The 21082-nt window shown below is 71.7% G+C and carries 14 protein-coding genes; 7 read left to right on the top strand and 7 right to left on the bottom strand.

The window, feature by feature from the left end; genetic code table 11:
- Positions 1-107: 107 nt before the first annotated feature.
- The 5 genes from ACN28G_RS20215 to ACN28G_RS20235 form a co-directional block, all read right to left on the bottom strand.
- Complete coding sequence (locus ACN28G_RS20215) at positions 108-1202, bottom strand: lactonase family protein (protein ID WP_229688519.1); 1095 nt, start codon at positions 1200-1202, stop codon at positions 108-110.
- Between the two features lie 100 nt (positions 1203-1302).
- On the bottom strand, positions 1303-1899 hold the full coding sequence (locus tag ACN28G_RS20220; RefSeq protein WP_091442868.1) for a GTP-binding protein: 597 nt from the start codon (positions 1897-1899) through the stop codon (positions 1303-1305).
- Positions 1880-2269 (bottom strand): DUF742 domain-containing protein, encoded by a 390-nt coding sequence (locus ACN28G_RS20225; RefSeq protein WP_091442872.1) that lies wholly within the window; start codon positions 2267-2269, stop codon positions 1880-1882. Before ACN28G_RS20225 ends, ACN28G_RS20220 begins: the two co-directional genes overlap by 20 nt.
- On the bottom strand, positions 2259-2681 hold the full coding sequence (locus ACN28G_RS20230; RefSeq protein WP_091442875.1) for a roadblock/LC7 domain-containing protein: 423 nt from the start codon (positions 2679-2681) through the stop codon (positions 2259-2261). The genes ACN28G_RS20225 and ACN28G_RS20230 overlap by 11 nt, the downstream gene beginning before the upstream one ends.
- On the bottom strand, positions 2681-4948 hold the full coding sequence (locus tag ACN28G_RS20235; protein WP_421480125.1) for a nitrate- and nitrite sensing domain-containing protein: 2268 nt from the start codon (positions 4946-4948) through the stop codon (positions 2681-2683). The genes ACN28G_RS20230 and ACN28G_RS20235 overlap by 1 nt, the downstream gene beginning before the upstream one ends.
- A 422-nt stretch (positions 4949-5370) precedes the next feature.
- On the opposite strand from ACN28G_RS20235, the gene ACN28G_RS20240 reads away from it, so the two are divergent.
- From ACN28G_RS20240 to ACN28G_RS20250, 3 genes are all read left to right on the top strand, one after another.
- Entirely contained in the window at positions 5371-6081 is a 711-nt protein-coding gene (locus ACN28G_RS20240) for a hypothetical protein (RefSeq protein WP_229688520.1), read from the top strand.
- A gap of 14 nt (positions 6082-6095) precedes the next feature.
- Positions 6096-7028 (top strand): hypothetical protein, encoded by a 933-nt coding sequence (locus ACN28G_RS20245; protein WP_421480126.1) that lies wholly within the window; start codon positions 6096-6098, stop codon positions 7026-7028.
- A 244-nt stretch (positions 7029-7272) separates the two neighbouring features.
- Positions 7273-7644 carry a hypothetical protein gene (locus ACN28G_RS20250; protein ID WP_091442884.1) on the top strand — a complete coding sequence of 124 codons (372 nt, stop codon included), beginning with the start codon at positions 7273-7275 and terminating at the stop codon, positions 7642-7644.
- A 111-nt stretch (positions 7645-7755) separates the two neighbouring features.
- Here the strand turns inward: ACN28G_RS20250 and ACN28G_RS20255 are convergent, their stop codons facing one another.
- Entirely contained in the window at positions 7756-9546 is a 1791-nt protein-coding gene (locus ACN28G_RS20255) for a glycoside hydrolase family 6 protein (protein ID WP_421480127.1), read from the bottom strand.
- A gap of 490 nt (positions 9547-10036) precedes the next feature.
- Here ACN28G_RS20255 and ACN28G_RS20260 point away from each other — a divergent pair, with 490 nt between their 5' ends.
- The 3 genes from ACN28G_RS20260 to ACN28G_RS20270 all read left to right on the top strand — a co-directional run bounded on the left by ACN28G_RS20260 (position 10037) and on the right by ACN28G_RS20270 (position 13253).
- Entirely contained in the window at positions 10037-11542 is a 1506-nt protein-coding gene (locus tag ACN28G_RS20260; RefSeq protein ID WP_421480128.1) for a right-handed parallel beta-helix repeat-containing protein, read from the top strand.
- Between the two features lie 330 nt (positions 11543-11872).
- A complete protein-coding gene (locus tag ACN28G_RS20265) occupies positions 11873-12571 on the top strand; it encodes a hypothetical protein (RefSeq protein ID WP_091442890.1) in 699 nt (232 codons plus the stop codon).
- A gap of 1 nt (position 12572) precedes the next feature.
- Entirely contained in the window at positions 12573-13253 is a 681-nt protein-coding gene (locus ACN28G_RS20270; RefSeq protein ID WP_421480129.1) for a class F sortase, read from the top strand.
- 71 nt (positions 13254-13324) lie between these two features.
- Here the strand turns inward: ACN28G_RS20270 and ACN28G_RS20275 are convergent, their stop codons facing one another.
- Positions 13325-18406 carry an NAD-glutamate dehydrogenase gene (locus ACN28G_RS20275; protein WP_421480130.1) on the bottom strand — a complete coding sequence of 1694 codons (5082 nt, stop codon included), beginning with the start codon at positions 18404-18406 and terminating at the stop codon, positions 13325-13327.
- 280 nt (positions 18407-18686) lie between these two features.
- Here ACN28G_RS20275 and ACN28G_RS20280 point away from each other — a divergent pair, with 280 nt between their 5' ends.
- The gene (locus ACN28G_RS20280; protein WP_421480131.1) at positions 18687-20630 is read left to right on the top strand and encodes a penicillin-binding transpeptidase domain-containing protein; all 1944 of its coding nucleotides are present in this window, start codon (positions 18687-18689) and stop codon (positions 20628-20630) included.
- The last annotated feature ends 452 nt before the right edge of the window (positions 20631-21082 follow it).

A 21082-nucleotide genomic window follows, 5' to 3' on the forward strand; every position in this document is an offset into this window, starting at 1 on the left:
TCGGACGAAAGTTACGCAGAATCAGCAGTTGACCGCCCATCGGTGACGCTGAGTGAAGAAGTGGTCGCCGATGCGCGGCCGGTACCCGCCTCAGCCGGCGGTGCGCGTCAGGGGCGCACGCAACTGGGACTCGGCACCGCCACCGGCTCGCCGACCGCGGCCGGCACCCCGGTCGCCGCGTCGATCCGGAACACCCGGATCATGTCCGCGCGCTCGTCGGCGACGTAGAGGTGCGGCCCGGCGAAGGCGAAGTGCCGGGGCCACTCACCACCGGTCTCCACCTCGGCCACCAGCCGCAATGCCTCCGCCGGGTCGGGCTCGGCCAGCCCGGCCGGATCCGGCTCGGCCGGGTCCGGTGCCTGCGCGGCCAGTGCGAACACCGAGACGGTGCCCACCCCCCGGTTGGCGACGTACAGGAAACGACCGTCCGGGCCGACCGCGATCTCGGAGGGCTGGACCGGTCCGGGGCGCTCGCTGGCGTCGACCCGCGCCCGCTGGTGCAGCCCGCCGTCGGCGGTCAGGTCGTACGCGGTGACCGTGGCGTCCAGCTCACCGACGAGGTAGCAGCGCCGCCCGTCCGGATGCCGGGCCAGGTGCCGGGGGCCGGTACCGGCCGGCACCCGCGTCCGGGGGCCCCGGGGCACCAGCCGACCCGAGTCGGTGTCGAGATCGTACCGGTAGACCGAGTCGGTGCCGAGGTCCACGGCGAGCAGCGGCCCCGCACCCGGGTCCGGGGAGACCATGTGCGCGTGGGCCTGCTCCTGCCGCTCCGGGTCCGGGCCGTGCCCCTCGTGCCGGACGAGGTCACCGCGCTCGCCGAGGGCGCCCTGCGCGTCCAGCGGGAAGACCGCGACGCTGCCCCCGCCGTAGTTGGCGACGAAGAGGTGACCACCGTCGGCGGCGACGGCCAGGTGACAGGGCTCGGCACCGCCGGTCGGCCGCCCGCCCAGCGGGGTCAGGTCACCGTCGGGGCCGACCCGGAACGCGCTGACCTCCCCCTCCGGCAGCTCGTGCACCGCGTACAGGACGGGTTGGTGGGGGTGCCGGACGAGGAAGGACGGCGACGGGGTGACCGCCACGGTGCCCAGAGGGGTGAGCTGCCCGGTGTCCGGATCCCGGCGGGCGGCCATGATGCCGCTGCTGCGCCCGCCACCGTGGGCCGTGTAGCCGCCGATGTGGACGATCTCGTCCCGTTCAGTCACCAGATCCACCTTCCGCCGGGGCCCGAGTAGATCCAATCACGGTGCCCGGTACGACGCTGGATCAGTCCACCTTTCCCGGACTTTCCGGTCCGGTGCCCGTTCAGGCCACCGGCACCGGCTCACCCCGCTGCCGGGCCACGTGCTCGACCAGCGAGATCAGCACCAGCTTCGCCGACTGGCGGTCCCGCGCGTCGCAGAGCATCAGCGGGACGTCCTCGTCGAGGTCGAGCGCCTGGCGCACCGAGTCCAGGCTGAACCGGCGCGACCCCTCGAAACAGTTCACCCCGACGACGAACGGGACGCCCCGCTGCTCGAAGTAGTCGATCGACGGGAAGCAGTCGGCCAGCCGGCGGGTGTCGGCGAGCACCACCGCGCCGAGCGCACCGAAGGCCAACTCGTCCCAGAGGAACCAGAACCGGTCCTGCCCGGGGGTGCCGAAGAGGTACACCTGCAGGTCCTCGTTGATGGTGATCCGGCCGAAGTCCATCGCCACCGTGGTGGTGGACTTCGTCTCCACCCCGGAGAGGTCGTCGGTGCCGATGCCGGCCCCGGTGAGCACCTCCTCGGTCTGCAACGGGCGAACCTCACTCAACGCGCTCACCAGCGTCGTCTTGCCGGCGCCGAAGCCGCCGGCGATGAGGATCTTCAGGGCCAGTGGCACCCGGTGCCCGTTTCGATCAGAGCGCGCGAAGTCCACTGACCACCGCCTTGAGAATGTTGTCGTCGGGAAGGAACGTGCGCCGGGGCGGCTCGTGCACCGAGACGAGCCCTCCGGCGAGCAGGTCACCGAGCAGCACCCGGACCACGCCCAGCGCGAGATCGAGCCGGGCGGCCAGCTCCGCCACCGGCACCGGTCGCCGGGCCAGCTCGATCAGCCGACGGTGCTCCGGATGCAGGCCACGGTGCCCGTCCGGGTCGGCGCCCGGATCGGCCAGCACGAACGCCACCAGGTCGAACCCCTCGACCGCCGGCCGGACCCGACCACCGGTCAGGGTGTACGGGCGGACGACCGGACCGGCATCGTCGTCCAGCCACTCGTGCTGGGGGCCAGGAGACTCAGTCCGCATCGGTGGTCCCCGCCGGCGGGCGAAGCGGCGTGCTGAGGTACTCCCCGACCCGGGTCACCAACATCGCCATCTCGTACGCGACCAGGCCGATGTCGGCGTCGGCGTCGCTGGCCACAGCGAGGCACGCGCCCTGCCCGGCCGCGGTGACGAAAAGGTACGCCGACTCCATCTCCACCACAGTCTGCCGGACCGGTCCGGCGTCGAGCTGCCGGCTCGCGCCCTTGGCCAGGCTGGAGAAGCCGGACGCCATGGCGCACAGATGCTCGGCGTCGGCCCGGTCCAGACCGGCGGAGGAGCCGAGCAGCAACCCGTCCGCCGACAGCACCACCGCCTGGCGGGCGGCCGGCACCCTTTCCACCAGCTCGTCGAGCAGCCAGTCCAGGTCGGCACTCTGCCTCGTCGATTGCACCACTAGGCGTCCCTCTCAGTCGTGGTGGGGGGTTCGGGAGTCGCGGCCGGATCGACCGGCCGGACCTGGGCGGCGCCGATCTGGCGGCCCCGGGCGGTACCGGCCTGGAGGGCCGACATGATCCGGCGCATCTCCTCCGGCGACCGCGGGCTGGGGGTGTCCCCCACCGGTTGCCGCGGACCACGCATGGCCGGCCCACGGCTGCGGACCCGACGGGGCAGGCCCTCGGTGTCCGGGTTGAGGTCGACCGGGCCGACCCGGTCGGCGGTGAGCGGAACCACCGGCGTCGACGCGGCAGGTCTCTCCCGGGTGATCCGTCCGCCGCGGGGGCGGGGCTGGGCCGGCAGCCGGGTCACCCGGGCCATCCGCTCCTGCGACGGCCCGGACACCGCCGGCTCGTCGGTGATCAGGTCCGCCGGGATCAGCACGGTCGCGGTGATCCCGGCGTGCTCGGAGGTGTCCAGCCGGACCCGGATGCCGTGCCGCGCCGCAAGCCGGGCCACCACGAAGAGGCCGAGTCGGGCGCTCTCGGCGGGGTTGAAGTCGGGCGGGTCGACCAACCGGCGGTTGGCCTCCTCGACCGCGGCGGGAGTCATCCCCAGCCCCCGGTCGACGATCTCGACGGTGTACCCGTCGGGCCCCCGCCGGCCGCTGACCTCGACCCGGGTGTGCGGCGGGGAGAAGGCGGTGGCGTTCTCGATCAGCTCGGCAAGCAGGTGGATCACGTCACCGACGGCCCGACCGAGGGCGGCCGCCGGAGCCAGGGTCGTCAGGTCGACCCGCTCGTAGGACTCGACCTCGCCGGTGGCGCCCCGGACCAGGTCGACCACGGCGACCGGGTGCCGCCAGCCCCGACCGGGTGCCGCACCGGCCAGGATGACCAGGTCCTCGGCGTGCCGGCGCAGCCGGGTGGCGAGGTGGTCGACACGGAACAGCTCGGCCAGCTCGTCCGGGTCCTCGGCGCGCCGTTCCAGCCGGTCCAGCACGGCCAACTGCCGGTGCACCAGCCCCTGGCTGCGGCGGGCGATGTTGAGGAACACCTCGTTGAGACCGCGCCGCAGGGTAACCTCGTGCACCGCCGCCTGGATCGCCGTACGGCCCACCTCGTTGAAGGCCCGACCCACCGCGCCGATCTCGTCGCGGCCGTACTCCAGGGGTGGGGCCTCGCGCGCGATGTCGACGTCCTCGCCCCGGCGGAGCCGGCTCAGCACGTCGGGCAGCCGGTGGTCGGCCATCTCCTGGGCGGCGGCCCGGATGGAGGTCAGTCGGTGCACCAGGGACCGCCCCACCCGCAACGCCACCAGCACGGCGACCAGCACGGCGACCAGCCCGAGCAGCCCGGCCGCGCCGAGCCGGGCCAGGACGCCGACCGCGACCGGCACCGTCCGCTCGGCCAGCGCGTCGGCCTGCCCCAGTTCGAAGTCCCGCATGGCCTCCTGCACGGCGTCGTGGCTGGACCGCCACTCGCCCAGGGCCACCCGGGGGCGGGCTCGGCTGGCGACGAGGTCGTCCTGCATGGTCCGGAGCCGGACGAAGGCCTCCTGCTCGGTCAGCCGGCGGTAGCTGGCCCGGTCCGCCTGGGGCAGCTCGGCCACCGCGCCCTCGACCAGGAAACGCTGGTTGCCGATGACCTGCACGAGCCGGGTGTGCTCGCCCTCGGCGTACCGGCCGGCGGTGGACGCACCGGCGACCAGCGCGTCGGCCTGGGCGAGCAGTTCCCGGGACCTCCCCAGGTCGGTGAGGGCACCGACCTGCCGGTTGAGGTCCGCGTCCGGCAGGGTGGCCAGGGCCGCGAAGCCCTGGAAGGCCGAGGTGACCATGCCGGTGTAGAGGCCGAGCGCGCCGATCCGGTCCACCTGGCGGCGGTCGATGAAGCCGCGGCCGGCGGGCAGGGCGTCCAGGGTACCGACGAACTCGTCGAGTCGGCTGTCGAGCAGGTCGTTGGCGGCGTCCCGCAGGGGCTCGCCGTCGATCCGTCGACGCAGCTCGGCCACGGCGGCGTCGGTACGCCGTCGCTGCTCGTCCAGTTCGGACGAGCCGCCGTCGTCGGCCAGGTAGATCATCGACAGGCGGCGTTCGTTCTGCAGCTCGGCCACCACCTGTTCACCCGGACGGCCGAAGTCGTCAAGCAGGGTCTGCGCGTCGAGCAGGTCGCGGGCCGGTCCCACGGTGAGCGTGGTCGCGAAGATCCACAATGCCACCAGCGCGGCCACCGGGGTGACGACCAGCGCGGCCAGCTTGCCGCGGATCGGCCAGTCACGCGTGTTCATCGCAACCTCGCCCGGAAGGGTGACAGGAAGGAGCAGCAGCACCCCTCGGGCGTTTCACCCCGGCCACGGTGCCGGGGCACCGGTACGGGCACCGTGGGCAGGATACGTAATCCACGGCCGATGCACTACCGGCTGTTGCCCGCTCCGCTACCACGCGGGACCGTCGACAAGGGACAATCAGGGACGAGTGCCCCGGAGCTTCGGGCGAACGCTCTTGCCTGCCGTCGCACCCCCGGATCGACCCGGCATCGCCCCTGACGAGGACCGGTCGCACCGAATCGGAGGTTCGTCCCGCCGGTCGCGGTTGATCCGGTTACGGGTACGCGCTTTGCCCGAGTTCCGGCGGGCTCCGAGGAAAGTGCCCCGGATCGGGATTGACGACCACCGCCAGCAGGGAATACCAGGGGGCGAAGGAGGAGCCCATGTCGCCCACGCAGGTAATCGTGTTGGTGCTCGTCGTACTGGCCCTCGTGGCCGTGGCCGCCGTCGTGGTGGTCGCCAGCCGACGACGCGCGCTCAAACAGCGGTTCGGTCCGGAGTACGACCGGGTGATCGCGGAACGGGACAGTCGCAGCGCTGCCGAGCGTGAGCTGCGGGACCGGGAGCGCCGCCACGCCGAACTCACCCTCACCCCGCTCGCCCCCGAGTCCCGGGCCCGCTACGCCGCGGCCTGGGAGGAACTCCAGGTCCGTTTCGTCGACTCGCCCAAGGACACCGTGGGCGACGCGCACGAACTGGTCAGCCGGCTCATCACCGAACGTGGCTACCCGACCGGTGACTTCTCGGACCAGGTCGCCCACCTCTCCGTGGAGCACAACCGGACGCTCGGCCACTACCGGGACGCCCACGAGATCCACCAGCGCAACGAGCGCGGTGAGGCCAGCACCGAGGAGCTGCGCCAGGCCGTGGTGCACTACCGGGCCCTCTTCACCGACCTGCTCGGCACCGAGCCGACCAGCGCCGGTCACCCCACCCGGCACACCGGTGCCGACACCGGACAGACCGACCACCCCACCGGACAGACCGGTGCCACCGACGAGCCAGCCCGTACCACCGGGGCGGACGACCGGACCCGCACTCCGCAGCAGCGCCAGCAGGAGCAGGAAAACCCGCACGACGTACCGAGCCGTTGAGGAGGCCGCCCAGGATGCGCCAGGACCAGCAGCAGGTGAGCAAGGACCAGCCCGAGGTCGTCCGGTCCACGCCGGTGTCCGTACCGCCGACGGAGGAGACGAACTCCGGCGGTACGTACCGTGGCGGTCGGGACGGCGTACCGGAGGACGCGCTGGACGACCGGGGGACCTTCGACGACCCGTCGGTCCGCGACGAGCGGGCCGGCCGGGGTGGCAGCGACGACTTCCACGAGCCCGCACCGGTGCCGACCGCCTTCGGCGCGACCACGGTCGGCAGCGCGGTGGCCGCGTCGGCGCTGGCCGGTGGCCGGCCGGAGGACGAGCGGGATCCGCGCGGGGAGGACACCGCCCGCCCCGGTGACGGGGCGCCCGGGCGGACCGACCGGTTCGACGACGAGCGGGCCGACCCGACCGCGGCCGACCGCCTGCACCGCGCCGACCCGGACGGCGACCACCGGTCCGACCCGACGGAGGAACGCGACGGCGGTGACCGGGTGCTGCGCAGCGTTCCGGGCGACCGCACCGTCGCGGCGGGCGCGGCCGGCTACGGCCGGACCGACGCCGCCTCGGTCGACCCCGACGCAGGTCCGACGCTGACCACCGGCCCCGGCACGGAGACCGGTACCGGCAGGGCCGGACTCGACGACGCCGACGAGCCCTCGTCGAGCGTGCCGGCAGACGCGGCACGGCTCTTCGACCCGGGCACCGCACAGGGTTTCCGGGACCGCTGGCGCGACGTCCAACTGCGCTTCGTGGACGACCCGAAGGCCGCCGTGGGCGAGGCACAGTCCCTGGTGGACGAGGCGATCCAGGCACTCGCCTCGGCGCTGGCCGCGCAGAAGGAGAAGCTGGGCAGCTGGCAGGACGCCGGCTCCGCCGACACCGAGCAGCTGCGGGTCTCGGTCCGCCAGTACCGGGACTTCCTGGACCGGGTGCTCGGCCGCTAGACCGACCGGCGTCACGGACGCCCGGACCCGGCAGCGTCCACGGACGCGCAGCACAACGGCGTCACGGACGCCGGACCGTACCGCGAACGGCCCCGACCGGCATCGGTCGGGGCCGTTCGCGTGTCCACCCCGCCCCGACGTCGGCCATCGGCGCGCAGCGGGACGGACCACGTCGGCATGCCCGCCGTCCAGCGGGGTACGCGAGTGGGACGAGGACACGCCGCTGGGACAGGAGGGCAGCGAGATGACGGATCGGGACGCCGGACGCGACCGGCCGCTGGAGGAAAGCCCCGAGGTGGCTGCGGCGGTGGACGACGAGACGACGGTGGCCGGGTTGCGTACCCCCGGTGGCGGCGTCGACGCGGACACCCCACGTTTCGCCGAGCCGGGTGAACAGGTGGACGCCGCCCCGACCACCGAGGATCTGCTCGGCGACCCGTACGGGGCCGGCACCGGCGCCGGCGGGGACAACATCCGTACCGGGGGCGAACAACCGTGGGAGCCGACCGACCTGGTCGCCGCGCGGGGTCAGGACCCGACCCCGGAGAACCTCGAACGGGCCCGGCGCGACCTGGCCGAGCAGGGGTCGGCCGCGGTGGAACGGACGGTGCCCTGATCCGGGGCGACGGGGTGGGTCCCCGACCCGACCAGTGACGGTCGGGTCGGGGACCCGGGGGGACCTGCCGCTCGGTGCCTCACTACCGGAGCGACGGGCAGGCGTTGCCGATCAGAGCGCCGGGTAGGCGTTGCGCATCAGCTCGGCGAACTGCGCGGAGAACCAGGCGCCCGAGATCGGGGCGTCGGCCAGCGCGCCGGAACGGCTGAAGCCGTTGCGGGCGTTTCCGTTGTACGTCGGGTCGCACATCCGGTCGAAGCCCTTGCCCTCGTTGTTCGGGATCTCCTTGCTGGAGCCGTCCGACTCACCCGGCGGCTTCACCCAGACGTAGGCGTCGATACCCGGCTCCGGAGCGGCCTTGGGACGCTCGCCCAGGCCGGCACCGGACTGGTTGCACCAGTTGCCGGCGTGGATCCGCCGGTCGACCCGACCGCCGTCGACGTAGGCGTCCACGCTGGTCGACGGGCCCGGGCCGGTGGGCCGGGCCGAGCCGCCCCAGCCGTTGCGGGAGGTGTCGATCAGCATGCCGATGCTGGAGCTGAAGCCCTTGCTGATCAGCTCGTTGCGGAACGCCTGGGCGAAGGTGAGCTCGTCGGTGTAGAAGTTCCAGTCGACCCACTTGGACTGGCGGACGGACTGGCCGTTCACCTGGTCGGTGATCTTGACGTACGGCTCCTTCAACGCGGAGTAGTTCGCCGTGTTGACGATGAAGCCGTGCACGTTGGCCGGGGTGGCGCCGGACGCGCCGGCGGCCTCACGCAGGACGGTTGCCGACGGGCTGAAGTTGCTGTCCCAACCGAGCCAGCCGTGGTGGCCGGCGTCGATGTAGTTGTAGACGTTCGGGATCGCGCCCAGCTTGGCGATGGCGTAACCGACCCCGTTGACGTAGGCACCGTTGGCCTTGACCGTGTCACACATCGCGGTGCCGCCCGGGTTGCCGGAGGTGTTGGTCACCAGGTTCGGCAGCGAGTCGATCTCGACGATGTTGATGATCCGCAGGTTGCGGTACTTGGCGTCACCCTGGATCGCCGCGATCGGGTCGATGTACTCGGCCTTGTAGCGGGGCAGCTCGTTCGCCTTCAGCTCACCGTTGGAGGCGAGCGCGGCGCAGTCGCGACCGGGCAGGTTGTAGATGACGAACTGGATGTACTGGGCACCCTGCGCCAGGGCCGCGTCCAGGTGGTTCCGGACGCCCATCGCGCCGTTGGAGCTGCTGTCCGGGGTGCCGTTGATCGCCGCGATCCGGTCGATCCAGACGGCGGTCGGGTTGTTGGAGACCCGGTTACCACCGGCCACCGACTCGGCCTTGGCCTTCCACTCCGGGTTCACGTACCCCTTGGCGTTCAGGTAGGGGTTGTCCACCCGCGGCCCGCCGGGCGGCGGGGTCGTCGGCGGCGTGGTGGGCGGCGTCGTCGGCGGAGTGGTCGGCGGAGTGGTGGGGGGCGTGGTGGGCGGGGTGGTCGGGTTGGTGGTGCCACCGTTGCAGACCGTGCCGTTCAGGGTGAACGAGGTCGGCTTCGGGTTGCTGCCACTCCACGCGCCGTTGAAGCCGAAGCTGGTCGACCCACCGGAGGCGATGCTGCCGTTGTACGACAGGCTCTTCGCCGTCACCTGGCTACCGCTCTGGGTGATCTCGGCGGACCAGCCCTGCTGGACCCGCTGGCTGCTGTTGGGGAACGTCCAGTTCAACGTCCAGCCGTTGACCGCGTCACCGATGTTCTTGATGGTGACGTTGGCGGTGAAGCCACCCTGCCACTCGTTGGACGTCCACGTCACGTCACACTGCGTCGCGGCGTGCGCCGCAGTGACCGGAAGGGTCACCAGCCCGCCCGCGACCAGGGCGCCCGCGCCGGCGAGCGCGATTGCCCGGCGTTGGCCGGACAGCCTTCTCCACACATTCATGCCAGTGATCTCCTTGGGCGAGACCGGGCCCTGGGTTCGACCCGGCAATACGGCCCCGGGGACGTCCGTTCGGACGGCCTTCGGTGCCACGGGATTTCGGGGGGTGCCCGACCCGGACGGGCTTGGTGGTGGTGTGACGGTCGGCTCGCACGGCCGGCCGGTGGCGGAGTGTCGTACCGGCGAACCGGCTGCCCTCGACGCTCTACCTGTCGCGGTGTGGCTCCGCTAACCGCGTGCAGCGATTCTTGCATGGGAGCGCTTCCATGGCAACGGGTCGATTAATTATCGCTCACTTCGCAGGTCACGGCGGCACCTGACGGTCATTTCCACTCTCCCGAGGGAACCGCAAGAAGATTCGTATGGTTTTCTCATATTGGGGCTACTTGTCCGCTTTGTCGCCGTACCGTGGCGTCAGTGACTGGACAGGACCTCAGCCACTCCGCGCCCGGTTTGGTGCGGCCGTGTCACGCGTGAAAGGCAGGGAAGTGTGATGTCCACGTTACAACGGTGGCGCGGGACCTCCGGTCGGCCCCGGACCCGGACGGCCCAGACGACGCGACGACGGTTCCTGGCCGGCGGGCTGGTGGCGGGCAGCCTGGTCGCCGGGGCGGCCGGCCTGACCGGGGTGGCCGCCGCGGCCGGTGGCGGCAACGTACTCGGGCAGCTCCTCGCCGCGCCGTCGACGATCGGGCAGCGCGACGCCGACGGGGCCGACTCCCCGAACCGGTCCCACCCCGACGGGGGACCGGCAGCGGTCTCCGTGCCCTGCGACCCGGCCCGGCTCGTCGCCGCGCTCGTGCACGCCGACGCCCAGGGCGGCGGCACGCTGCGGCTCGCGCCGAAGTGCACCTACACGCTTACCGAGGCAGCCTTCGACGACGACCGGTTCGACGGCGGGGTACGTGACGCACGGGAGGCCTCCGACCAGTTGGAGAACGGGGAGAACAGCAGCAACACCGCGAAGACCAAGGAGCAGATCCGGCGGGAGAACAGCTCCGGCCTGCCGGTGGTCTACCACCCGATCACCATCGAGGGTGACGGCGCCACCATCGCCCGGCACCCCAACGCGCCGGAGTTCCGTTTCTTCACCGTGCGGGACGGGGGCGAGCTCAAGCTGAGCGACGTCACACTCAGGAACGGGCGCTCGGTGGCCGAGGGCGGCAGCGTGCACGTCGTACACGGCGGCAGCGCGGTGCTGGAGCGCACCACGATCACCCAGAGCCTCTCCTTCTCCGCCGAGGGCGGCGGCGGAGCGGTCTTCAACGACGGCAACCTGGTCGTCACCGACAGCACCTTCACCCAGAACGCCGCCACCGCGCGGACCGGCCGGGGCGGTGGCCTGCTGAACGGGGGGGTGCTGACCGTCACCGGGAGCACCTTCCGCGACAACAGCGCCGCCGCGATCGGCGGTGGCCTGGCCAACTTCCGGGGTGCCGCCGACATCGGTGGCAGCACCTTCGAACACAACAGCGCCACGCAGGGCGGCGGTCTGGCCAGTTTCTCCGCCCGGACCCGGGTCTGGGACACCAAGGTCACCGGCAACACCGCCGGCAACGGCGGGGGCATCGCCAACTCCGACGCCACGATCGCCCTGCGCGGGTTGACCGTCCGCGACAACCTCGCCACCGGTGACGGTGGTGGCGTCTGGGCATCCCGGGGCCTGATCACCCTGGACGCAACCGTCGTCACGGCCAACGTGGCACACCGCTTCGGCGGTGGGCTCTTCACCGACCGGTCGAACGTTCCGGTCCGGCACAGCGAGATCACCGGCAACGGCGCGGTGGGCGCGACGTCGACCGGCGGCGGCATCCACGCCTCCGGTGGCCAGGTCAGCCTCTTCGCCAGCCGGGTGACCGAGAACCGTTCGGTGGTCGCCCCCGGGGGCATCTTCGGTCGGAACCTGCGGGTGAACGTGGACCCGCGCAGCGTCGTCACCGACAACCGCCCGACGAACTGCCAGGGCAGCCCCGCCCCGATCGGTAACTGCTTCCGCTGACCCACCGGTGGCCGGGTGGGTCCAGCGCTCCCACCCGGCCGCCCACCAGCCGGTCAGGTCGGCACACCGAACCGGAGAACGGCCGGGACCGTCATGACCGGGTCAAGCCGGCCGGGATCACCGAGACCGGGGCGAGGGGAACGGATCCGCAGGTCGAGCGCGGCGAAGCCGAACCGGCCCGACCACGGCGTCCGGGGGCGTTCCGGCGCGGTTCACCCGGTAGGAGCAAAACATGAATCTTTGCTTCCATACCTCGCGAATCGGTCTAACGTCGGTCGTAGCTCGGCTGCCGCCGGGTTCAGGACAAAAAGGGATGGAGTGACTGGGGTCATGGCTAACAAGATGCTCGGGAAGGTCGTTGCCGGTGCCGCCCTCGGCGGTGCGTCGTTGCTGGTCTTCGCGCCGGCCACCGCTTTCGCCGATGGCGCCAAGCCGGAGGCTGAGCACCACAAGAAGGGCTACGTGCTGGCCGAGCCCGAGGTCGTCAAGGCCGGGCACAAGGTCAAGCTCGTCGAGGTCTGCCCGGAGCCGCAGAAGGAGGCCTTCGTCTGGTCCGAGGTGACCGGAAAGGTCAAGCTCCACCCGGCCGAGAAGCCGGCCGAGAAGGAGTGGGGCGGCTGGAGCGGCGAGGAGAGCGACAAGGGCTCCTACGAGGAGGGCAAGCAGTCCGACGGCGGCTGGGGCGGTGGCGCCGCGGACGACGCCAAGAAGGAAGAGGAGCACAAGAAGGCCGAGGAGCACAAGAAGGCCGACGAGGAGAAGGCCAAGGAGAAGGAGCACGAGTTCGTGTACTTCGCCGAGGTCAAGATCCCGTGGGACGCCGAGCCGGGCGCCTACGAGCTCAAGGGTTCCTGCGGCGAGGGCACGCTCGTCGTACTGCCCAAGGGCGGCGTCGAGGCCGGTGCCGGCGGCGCCGGAGCCGGCACCGACACGGGCCTGGCCGCCAGCGGGGCGGGCATGCTGGGCGCGGCGGCGCTCGGTGGCGTCGTGCTGATGCGGCGGCGTCGGACCAATGGGTCCCTGGTCTGACGTGCGGACGAACCGGGCCGGCGGCCGTCACGGGACACCGTGGCGCGCCGCCGGCGCGGCCGTCGTCCTGCTCGTCGCCATGGTCGGGGCGGGGCTGTTGGGCGTCGCCCTGAGCACCGACCCCACCGCCCGGCCACCGGCTCCGGTCACCCAGGCCGGACCGCACGCGACCGATCCCGATCTGGCACCCCAGGAGTCGGGGCAGGACGGCGCGCGGGCACCCGGGCTGCCCCGGTCCCGGCCGATCACCGTGTCGATCCCGCAGATCGGGGTGCACACCTCGGTCCTGGAACTCGGCACCAACCCGGACGGCACCGTCCAGACCCCGCCGCTGGAGCAGGCCGACCTCACCGGGTGGTACCAGCGGGGTGCCAGTCCCGGCGAGGTGGGCAACGCGGTGATCATCGGACACGTCGACTCGCGGGAGGGACCCGCCGTCTTCTGGTCCCTCGGCGCCCTGCAACCCGGAGGCACCGTCCAGGTCACCCGGGAGGACGGCCGGACGCTCACCTTCACCATCGACGCGGTCCGGTCGTACCCGAAGACCGACTTTCCCAGCCAACTCGTGTACGGCCCGAACGACCGTCCCGGCCTACGGCTGGTCACCTGTGGTGGTCAGTTCGACCAGAACGCCGGGACGTACCTGAACAACACGGTCGTCTTCGCCACCCTGGCCGAGTGAGCCGGCGCGGCCGGGCGGAGCAGCGGGGATGTCCCCCGCCTGCCTCGCCCGGACCGCGCCGGCCCGGTCGCTCAGGCCGCGGCCGAGGTCCGCACCAGGGTACGGATCTGCCGCAGCAGCACCGACAGGGCGGCCAGATCCGCCCGGGACTCGGCGAACTCGCCCATCGCCCGCTGCGCCCGGCGGATCGAGGTGGCGTTGGACTCCTCCCACTGCAACACCCGCTCCAGCGGCTGCTGACCCTGCGGAGTGGAGTCGAGCACCTCCGCGGTGAGCGCCGCCAACGCCGCGTACAGGTCGTAGCGCAGCGCCATCCGGGCCAGCGTCTGCCAGCGGTCCTCCCGGGGCAGCAGGGAGATCTTGGACAGCAGGGAGTCCACCCGGAACCGGTCGGAGAGCACGAAGTAGACCGAGGCCACCTCACCCACGTCCTTACCGCTGCGGGTGGCGGTCTCCACGATGTCCAGCAGACCGAAGCTGAACATCAGCCGGGTCGCCTGCTCGGCCAACTCGCGCGGCAGCCCACGCTCGACCATCGCCTCGATGTGCCCGGTGATCCCGTCCCGCTCGCTGCCGTAGAAGAGGTTCTCCAGCTCCGGCAGGAGCCGGGCCACCCCCTCGCGCAGCCGGCTGATCTCCGCCGGCACGTCCAGCGGCGAACGCCGGTTGGTCACCAGCCACCGCACGGCCCGGTCGAGCAGCCGCCGGGTGTTCAGGTAGACGCTGGTCTGCAACTCCGGGTCGACCCGGTTGTCCAACGCCTCGACGGCGTCCCACACCGCACGCAGCCCGAAGACCTCACGGACCACCACGTACGCCCGGATCACGTCCGCCGCCGTCGCGGCGGTCTCCTCGACCACCCGGAAGACGAAGGTGATGCCACCCCGGTTGATCGCCTCGTTGACCAGCACGGTGGTCACGATGTCCCGGCGCAGCCGGTGCCGCCCCATCCGGTCGGCGAACCGCTCCCGCATCGGCGTCGGGAAGTAGTTGACCAGGACGTCGGTCGTCCACTCCTCGTCCGCGATCCCCTCGGTGAGGATCTCCCGCTCCAGCGCGATCTTGACGTACGCGAGCAACACCGCGAACTCCGGTGCGGTCAGCCCGGAGCCGGCCCGGTTGGTCAGCTCCTCGTCCGAGGGCAGCCCCTCCAGGGCCCGGTCCAGTGCGCCCGAGCGCTCCAACTCGGTGATCATCCGGCGGTGCACCGGAAGCAGCGAGCTGGCCTGCGCCTGGGAGTTGTTGATCGCACGGGCCTGGTCGTAGTTGTCCCGCAGCACCAACTCGCCGACCTCGTCGGTCATCCCGGCGAGCAGCTCGTCACGCTCCGGCACGTCCAGTTCCCCGTCGGCGACCGCCGTGTTCAGCAGGATCTTGATGTTCACCTCGTGGTCGGAGCAGTCCACCCCGGCCGCGTTGTCGATGAAGTCGGTGTACATCCGACCGCCGGTCATCGCGTACTCGATCCGGCCGTGCTGGGTGAAGCCGAGGTTGCCGCCCTCGCCGACCACCCGGCAGCGCAGGCTCCGGCCATCCACCCGGATCGCGTCGTTGGACTTGTCGCCCACCTCCGCGTTGGTCTCGCTGGAGGCCTTGACGTAGGTGCCGATGCCGCCGTTCCAGAACAGGTCCACCGGAGCGGTGACGATCGCCTTCATCAGCTCCTGCGGGCTGAGCTGGCCGACCTCCTCGTCGAGCCCGAGCACCGCCCGGACCTGCGGCGTGATCGGGATGGACTTGGCGGTACGCGGGTGCACCCCGCCACCGGCGGAGATCAGCCCGGTGTCGTAGTCCTCCCAGGACGACCGGGGCAGGTCGAACAGCCGCTTGCGCTCGGCGTACGAGCTGGCCGCGTCCGGGTCCGGGTCGAGGAAGATGTGCCGGTGGTCGAAGGCGGCCACCAGCCGGATGTGCTCCGAGAGCAGCATCCCGTTGCCGAACACGTCACCGGACATGTCGCCGACGCCGACCACGGTGAAGTCCTGGTTCTGGGTGTCGTGCCCCAGCTCGCGGAAGTGCCGCTTGACCGACTCCCACGCGCCCCGGGCGGTGATGCCCATCTTCTTGTGGTCGTAGCCGGCCGACCCACCCGAGGCGAACGCGTCGCCCAGCCAGAACCGGTGCGCCTTGGAGATCTCGTTGGCGATGTCGGAGAAGGTCGCGGTGCCCTTGTCCGCCGCCACCACCAGGTACGGGTCGTCGACGTCGTGCCGGACCACGTCCTCCGGCGCAACGATCTCCCCGCTGACGATGTTGTCGGTGACGTCCAGCAGGGCGGAGATGAACTCCTGGTAGCAGGCCACCGCCTCGTCCCGGTCGCCCGGCTTCTGCTTCAGCACGAAGCCGCCCTTGGCACCCACCGGCACGATCACGGCGTTCTTCACCATCTGCGCCTTGACCAGGCCGAGCACCTCGGTCCGGAAGTCCTCCCGCCGGTCGGACCAGCGCAGCCCGCCCCGGGCCACCGGCCCGAACCGCAGGTGCACACCCTCGAACCGGGGCGAGTAGACGAAGATCTCGAACTTCGGGCGGGGCGCCGGCAGGTCCGGGATGGCCTGCGGGTCCAGCTTCAACGCCACGTACGACTTGGGCCGACCGTCGACCCGCTTCTGGTAGAAGCTGGTCCGCAGGGTGGCCTGGATCAACGTCAGGTACGACCGCAGGATCCGGTCCTGGTCCAGGCTGGCCACCTCGTCCAGCGCGGTGCCGATCGCGGTCACCAGCTCCTGGCTGCGCCGCTCCCGCTGCTCGGCGTCGAGCTCCGAATCAGGCGCGAAGCGCACCTCGAAGAGCTCGACGAGCAGGGCGGCCAGCTGCGGGTTGGCGGTGAAGGTGGACTCCACGTAGTCCTGCGAGAAGACCGTGCCGGCCTGGCGCAGGTACTTCGCGTAGGCGCGCAGCACCACCACCTGCCGCCAGGTCAGCCCGGCCCGCAGCACCAGCTCGTTGAAGCCGTCCACCTCGGCCTCGCCCCGCCACGCCGCCGCGAAGGCGTTCTCCACGTGCGGGCGTACCTCGGCCAGGTCCTGGTGGCCCTCGGGCAGTTGCAGACCGAAGTCGTACAGCCAGATCCGGCCGTCGATCCGGTCCACCTCGTACGGGTGCTCGTCGACCACCCGGACACCCAGCGAGTGCAGCACCGGCAGCACCGCGGAGAGCATCATCGGTTCGCCGTACCGGTAGACCTTGAACCGGACGTCCATCGCCTCGACCAGGTCCGCACCCGGGATCCGGGCCCCCGGCCGGGGCGCCAACTGCTTGCGGAACAGGTGCATCTCCAGCTGGCCGGACTCCTCCAGCAGCTCCAGCTTGGCCAGGTCCTTCATCGCCTCGTACGGGGTGTGCCCGTCCTTGTAGCCCTCCGGGAAGGCGTCGGCGTACCTGGTGAACAGGTGCTTGGCCTGCTCGTCGCCGAGCTTGCGTTCCAGCACCAGCCGGTAGTCGTCGTCCCAGAGCCGGGTGGCGTCGGCCAGCTCCTCGGCGAGCAGGTCGGCGTCGATGTCCCCGGGCGGGTTGTTCGGGTCGGTACGGACGATGAAGTGCACCCGGGCCAGCATCGACTCGGTGACCCGGGTGGTGTAGTCGACCCCCACCCCGTTCAGCTCACGCAGCAGGATGTCCTGCATACGCAGCCGGTTCTGGGTGGTGAAGCGGTCCCGGGGCAGGTAGATCAGGCAGGAGATGAACCGCCCGTACGCGTCGCGCCGCAGGAAGACCCGCAGCTGCCGGCGGCCGGCCATCCGCAGCACGCCGATCACCGCGTGGTACAGGTCGTCGGTCTTGATCTGGAACAGCTCGTCGCGCGGGTAGGTCTCCAGGATCTGCAGCAGGTCCTTGCCGGAGTGGCTGCGCTGGCTGAGCCCGGAGCGGTCCAGCACCTCGGCCACCTTGCGGCGCACCACCGGCAGCTCCCGGACGCTGGTCCGGTAGGCGGCGGTGGAGAACAGGCCCAGGAAACGCCGCTCCCCGACCACCTCGCCCCGCTCGTCGAAGATCTTGAAGCCGACGTAGTCGAGGTAGGCGGAGCGGTGCACGGTGGCCCGGGAGTTCGCCTTGGTGATGATCAGCAGGCGCTTCTCCAGCACCTTCTCGTGCGCCTCCGGCGTCATCGAGGCCAGCGCACGGGCCTCCGGGGCGTCCTGGCGCAGGATGCCCAGGCCGGTGCCGAGCACCGCCTCCAACGCCTGGCCGCCCGGCCGGCCGGCCGCCTCGTCGGTCGGCGCGTTCACCAGCCGGTACTCGCGGTAACCGAGGAAGGTGAAGTGGTCGTTGGCGAGCCAGCGCAGCAGCTCCACCGAGTCGGTGATGTCCTTCTCCGGCACCGGCGGGCGGTTCGGCGAGGTCCGGGCCGAGGCGAGGTCGTCGGCGAGCGCCAGGGCCCGCTGACGCATCTTCGGCCAGTCCTCCACCGCCTCCCGCACGTCGGTGAGCACCCGCTGCAGCTCCCGCCGCAGCTGGTCCCGCTGCTCGGCGTCGCGGACCGGGTCGATCTCGATCCGCATCCAGCTCTCGACCAGGTCCCCGGCGATCGCGTCGTCCGGCTCGACGTCCGCCGACACCTCGGTCAGCCGGCCCAGCGGCTCGCGCCGGACCACCACCAGCGGGTGGACCAGCATGTGTACGTCGAGGTGGTGCGAGTTGAGCAGCGCCGTCATCGAGTCGACCAGGAACGGCATGTCGTCGGTGACGATCTCGATGACCGTGTGGTGCTGGTCGGTGCCCGGGGCGTGGATGCGCAGTTTCAGCTCGCCGGGGACCCGCTGCTGGGCGAGGTCCCGGTGGGCCCGCGCCGCGTCGAGCATCTCCTCGGCGGTGAAACCGATCAGCTCCTCGTCCGGCGCGAACCGCCAGAACCGGCCGACCAGGGTCGCCGCGTCGTGGTCGTCCCCGGCGAGCGCGACCGCCTGGGCCACCAGGCGCTCCGCGTTGGGCACCGGCTCGTCCAGCTCGGCGTCCTCGACGTCGTCGCCGAGGGCCTCCGGGGGTAGTCCGAGATCGTAGATGGTGTCGACACTGGAACCGGTCAAGCCGGTCACTCCGGTGTCGAGTCGGCCGGGGCCGTCCCCGTCGGTCGCCGAATCGAAGCTGTCGGCCGGGCTGGTGTCAGCCTGCCGGAGGTCGGGTCCCGGTTTGATCGCCGGACGCCGGTCCATTGGTGCACTCCCCTCAACCCACCGCGTTGTGGGTCACTCTGCCGCCCAGCCTAGGCCTGCCGATCTAGGTACTGCTCGGCGGACCACCGGACGTCCGGATCGGGGTTGAAGCCCTTCACCCCTGGTGGGTACGGGAACGGACGGCGGATGGATACCCCGGCCTGGGATTTTCATCACCCCGTCACCGGCCCGTCTTTCCGCGTGTTCGCGCCGCCGGGGACAGTGCGGGGGGACAGGTCGTACTAACGTGCGCAACAGACCCGAGACCGGAGGAACGCCGATGCCGCGCGCCCGCCCGCACCGCCGCCGTCCGTACCAGAACGCGCTGGTCGCCGTGTTGCTCGCGGCCGGCGTGCTGACCGGCTGTTCGGACTCGGACGGCCCGGAAGGCAGCGTGGACGCCTTTCTGTCCGGTTGGCGCTCCGGTGACCTGCGCGCGGTCGGTTTCGTCGCGCCGACCGGCGACCGGCTGAGCGCCGACCAGGTGGCCCAGGAGCTCAAGGAACTCTCCGGGGAGCTGGCCGGGACCCCACCGGAGCTGCGCCGCTCCGGCGAGCCGAAGGTGACCAAGGACACCGCCACGGCCACCGTGGCGATCAACTGGCCGTTGCCGGGCGGTGGCTGGTCGTACGACCGTCAGCTCCAGCTCAAGCGCGGCGGTGACGACGGCTGGCAGGTGGTCTGGGAGCCACAGCTGGTCCACGAGCAGCTCACCAAGGGTGACCAGCTGGGCCTGCGCCGGGAGGTCAGCTCCCGGGCCGCGGTCCTGGACGGCGCCGGCGAGCCGATCGTCGCCCCCCGACCGGTGGTCCGGGTCGGGGTGCAGCCGGGCGAGGTCACCGACGCCCGGAAACTCGCCGGCCAGCTCGACGCCGCGTTCAAGGCGATCAAGCCGGCGCTGGTTCCGCCGGTGGACACCAGCGACCTGCCCAAGCGCCTGGCCGAGGCCAAACCGGACGCCTTCGTCGAGGTGGTCACCCTCCGCAAACCGGCGTACGACCAGATCCGGTCCCGCATCTACGACCTGCCCGGCACCAAGTTCCCCACCGACGAGCTGCAGCTGGCCCCGACCCGGGAGTTCGCCCGCGCCCTGCTCGGCTCGGTCGACCCGGCCCAGGCCGACGACCTGAAGGCCCACCCCGACCGGTACGTCGAGGGTGACCTGGTCGGCCACGGTGGTCTCCAGGGCCGGTACGACGAACGGCTCCGCGGCACCCCGGGGCTGGCCGTGATCATCAAGCGGACCGGGCAGGACGGCAAACTGGCACCCACCGACACCGAGCTGTTCCGGCAGGACCCGCAGCCGGGCGCACCGCTGAAGACCACCCTGGACGTCGCCACCCAGAACGCGGCCGACGCGGCGCTGCGGCCCGAGAAGCGGCGCTCCGCCCTGGTCGCGGTACGGATCAGCGACGGCGCGGTGCTCGCCACCGCCAACGGCCCGGGTGCGCCCGGCGAGAACCTCGCCTTCTCCGCCCAGGTGCCACCCGGTTCGACCTTCAAGATGGTCAGCGCCCTCGGTCTGCTCGACCAGGCCGCGGTGACCCTGGACGGGCGGGTCGACTGTCCGAAGACGTTCACCGTGGACGGGCGTTCCTTCAAGAACTCCAACGACTTCGAGCTGGGCTCGGTGCCGTTCCGGACCATCTTCGCCCGCTCGTGCAACACCGCGTTCGCCGCACTGGCCCCGAAGCTCGGCCCCGACGGGCTCGCCGCCGCCGGCCGGTCGCTCGGCCTGGAGGGCAGCTGGGACCTGGGCGTCGACGCCTTCACCGGCAAGGTCTCCGCCGGTGGTTCCCCGGTCGAGCAGGCCGCCGCCTCCTTCGGCCAGGGCACCACCCTGGTCAGCCCGCTGGCCCTGGCGGCAGCCACCGCAGCCGTCGCCCGGGGGCGCTTCGAGCAGCCGAAACTGGTCCTCGACCCGGCACCGGGGCAGGCCGCTGCCCCCGGCCCGCAGCTCAAGCCGGAGTCGGTCGAGCCGCTGCGCACGATGATGCGCGAGGTGGTCACCAAGGGGACGGCGAAGACGCTTGCCGACGTGCCCGGCGACCCGGTACACGGCAAGACCGGCACCGCCGAGTACGACGACGACCCGGCCAACACCCACTCCTGGTTCGTCGGCTGGCAGGGTGACGTGGCGTTCGCCGTCTTCGTCGAGTCCGGCGGCGCCAGCACCGACAGCGCCGTCCCGATCACCAACCGCTTCCTCCGCTCCCTCCGGTAAGGAAGGGCCCCTTATTAACGCCTGAGGTAGAGCGGGGCACCCCGCTCACCGACAAGCGGGACCGTAGCCACGCGAGCACCAACCTGGCTGGGCTGGGCTGGGCTGGGCGCATCCCACAGTGAATCTTGGACACTTACCGTCCAGATAGAACGGTAAGTGTCCAAGATCTACGCCCCGCTCGGGTACGGAGAGAGCGAGGAGCCTGGGCCGCGCAGGAGCGCGGGGGCGGGGGCGGGGTCGGGGCAGGGGCGTTCGAACTTCGACGCAGGCCACCCCGGCTCGCGCCTGGCCGGTTCCAGGGGACCCGCTCGCGCCTGGTCGGTTCCAGGGGACCCGCTCACGCCTGGTCGGTTCCGGGAGCCACCGGTGGAACCCGGTCGGCTCCGGGCTCGCGCGGAGCAGGTGCCGGTGTCCACCGGTTTTCGGCCAGGCCGGGCTCCCGTTGGGACGGC

The sequence above is a fragment of the Micromonospora sp. WMMA1923 genome, from assembly GCF_049179195.1.
GTDB classification, from domain to species: domain Bacteria; phylum Actinomycetota; class Actinomycetes; order Mycobacteriales; family Micromonosporaceae; genus Micromonospora; species Micromonospora yangpuensis.

Bases quoted from the DNA above. Each gene is read 5' to 3' on its own strand.
- ACN28G_RS20225 (WP_091442872.1), bottom strand. From the start codon at position 2,269: ATGCGGACTGAGTCTCCTGGCCCCCAGCACGAGTGGCTGGACGACGAT.
- ACN28G_RS20255 (WP_421480127.1), bottom strand. From the start codon at position 9,546: ATGAATGTGTGGAGAAGGCTGTCCGGCCAACGCCGGGCAATCGCGCTC.
- ACN28G_RS20265 (WP_091442890.1), top strand. From the start codon at position 11,873: ATGGCTAACAAGATGCTCGGGAAGGTCGTTGCCGGTGCCGCCCTCGGC.
- ACN28G_RS20275 (WP_421480130.1), bottom strand. From the start codon at position 18,406: ATGGACCGGCGTCCGGCGATCAAACCGGGACCCGACCTCCGGCAGGCT.
- ACN28G_RS20235 (WP_421480125.1), bottom strand. From the start codon at position 4,948: ATGAACACGCGTGACTGGCCGATCCGCGGCAAGCTGGCCGCGCTGGTC.
- ACN28G_RS20240 (WP_229688520.1), top strand. From the start codon at position 5,371: ATGTCGCCCACGCAGGTAATCGTGTTGGTGCTCGTCGTACTGGCCCTC.
- ACN28G_RS20250 (WP_091442884.1), top strand. From the start codon at position 7,273: ATGACGGATCGGGACGCCGGACGCGACCGGCCGCTGGAGGAAAGCCCC.
- ACN28G_RS20245 (WP_421480126.1), top strand. From the start codon at position 6,096: ATGCGCCAGGACCAGCAGCAGGTGAGCAAGGACCAGCCCGAGGTCGTC.
- ACN28G_RS20260 (WP_421480128.1), top strand. From the start codon at position 10,037: ATGTCCACGTTACAACGGTGGCGCGGGACCTCCGGTCGGCCCCGGACC.
- ACN28G_RS20280 (WP_421480131.1), top strand. From the start codon at position 18,687: ATGCCGCGCGCCCGCCCGCACCGCCGCCGTCCGTACCAGAACGCGCTG.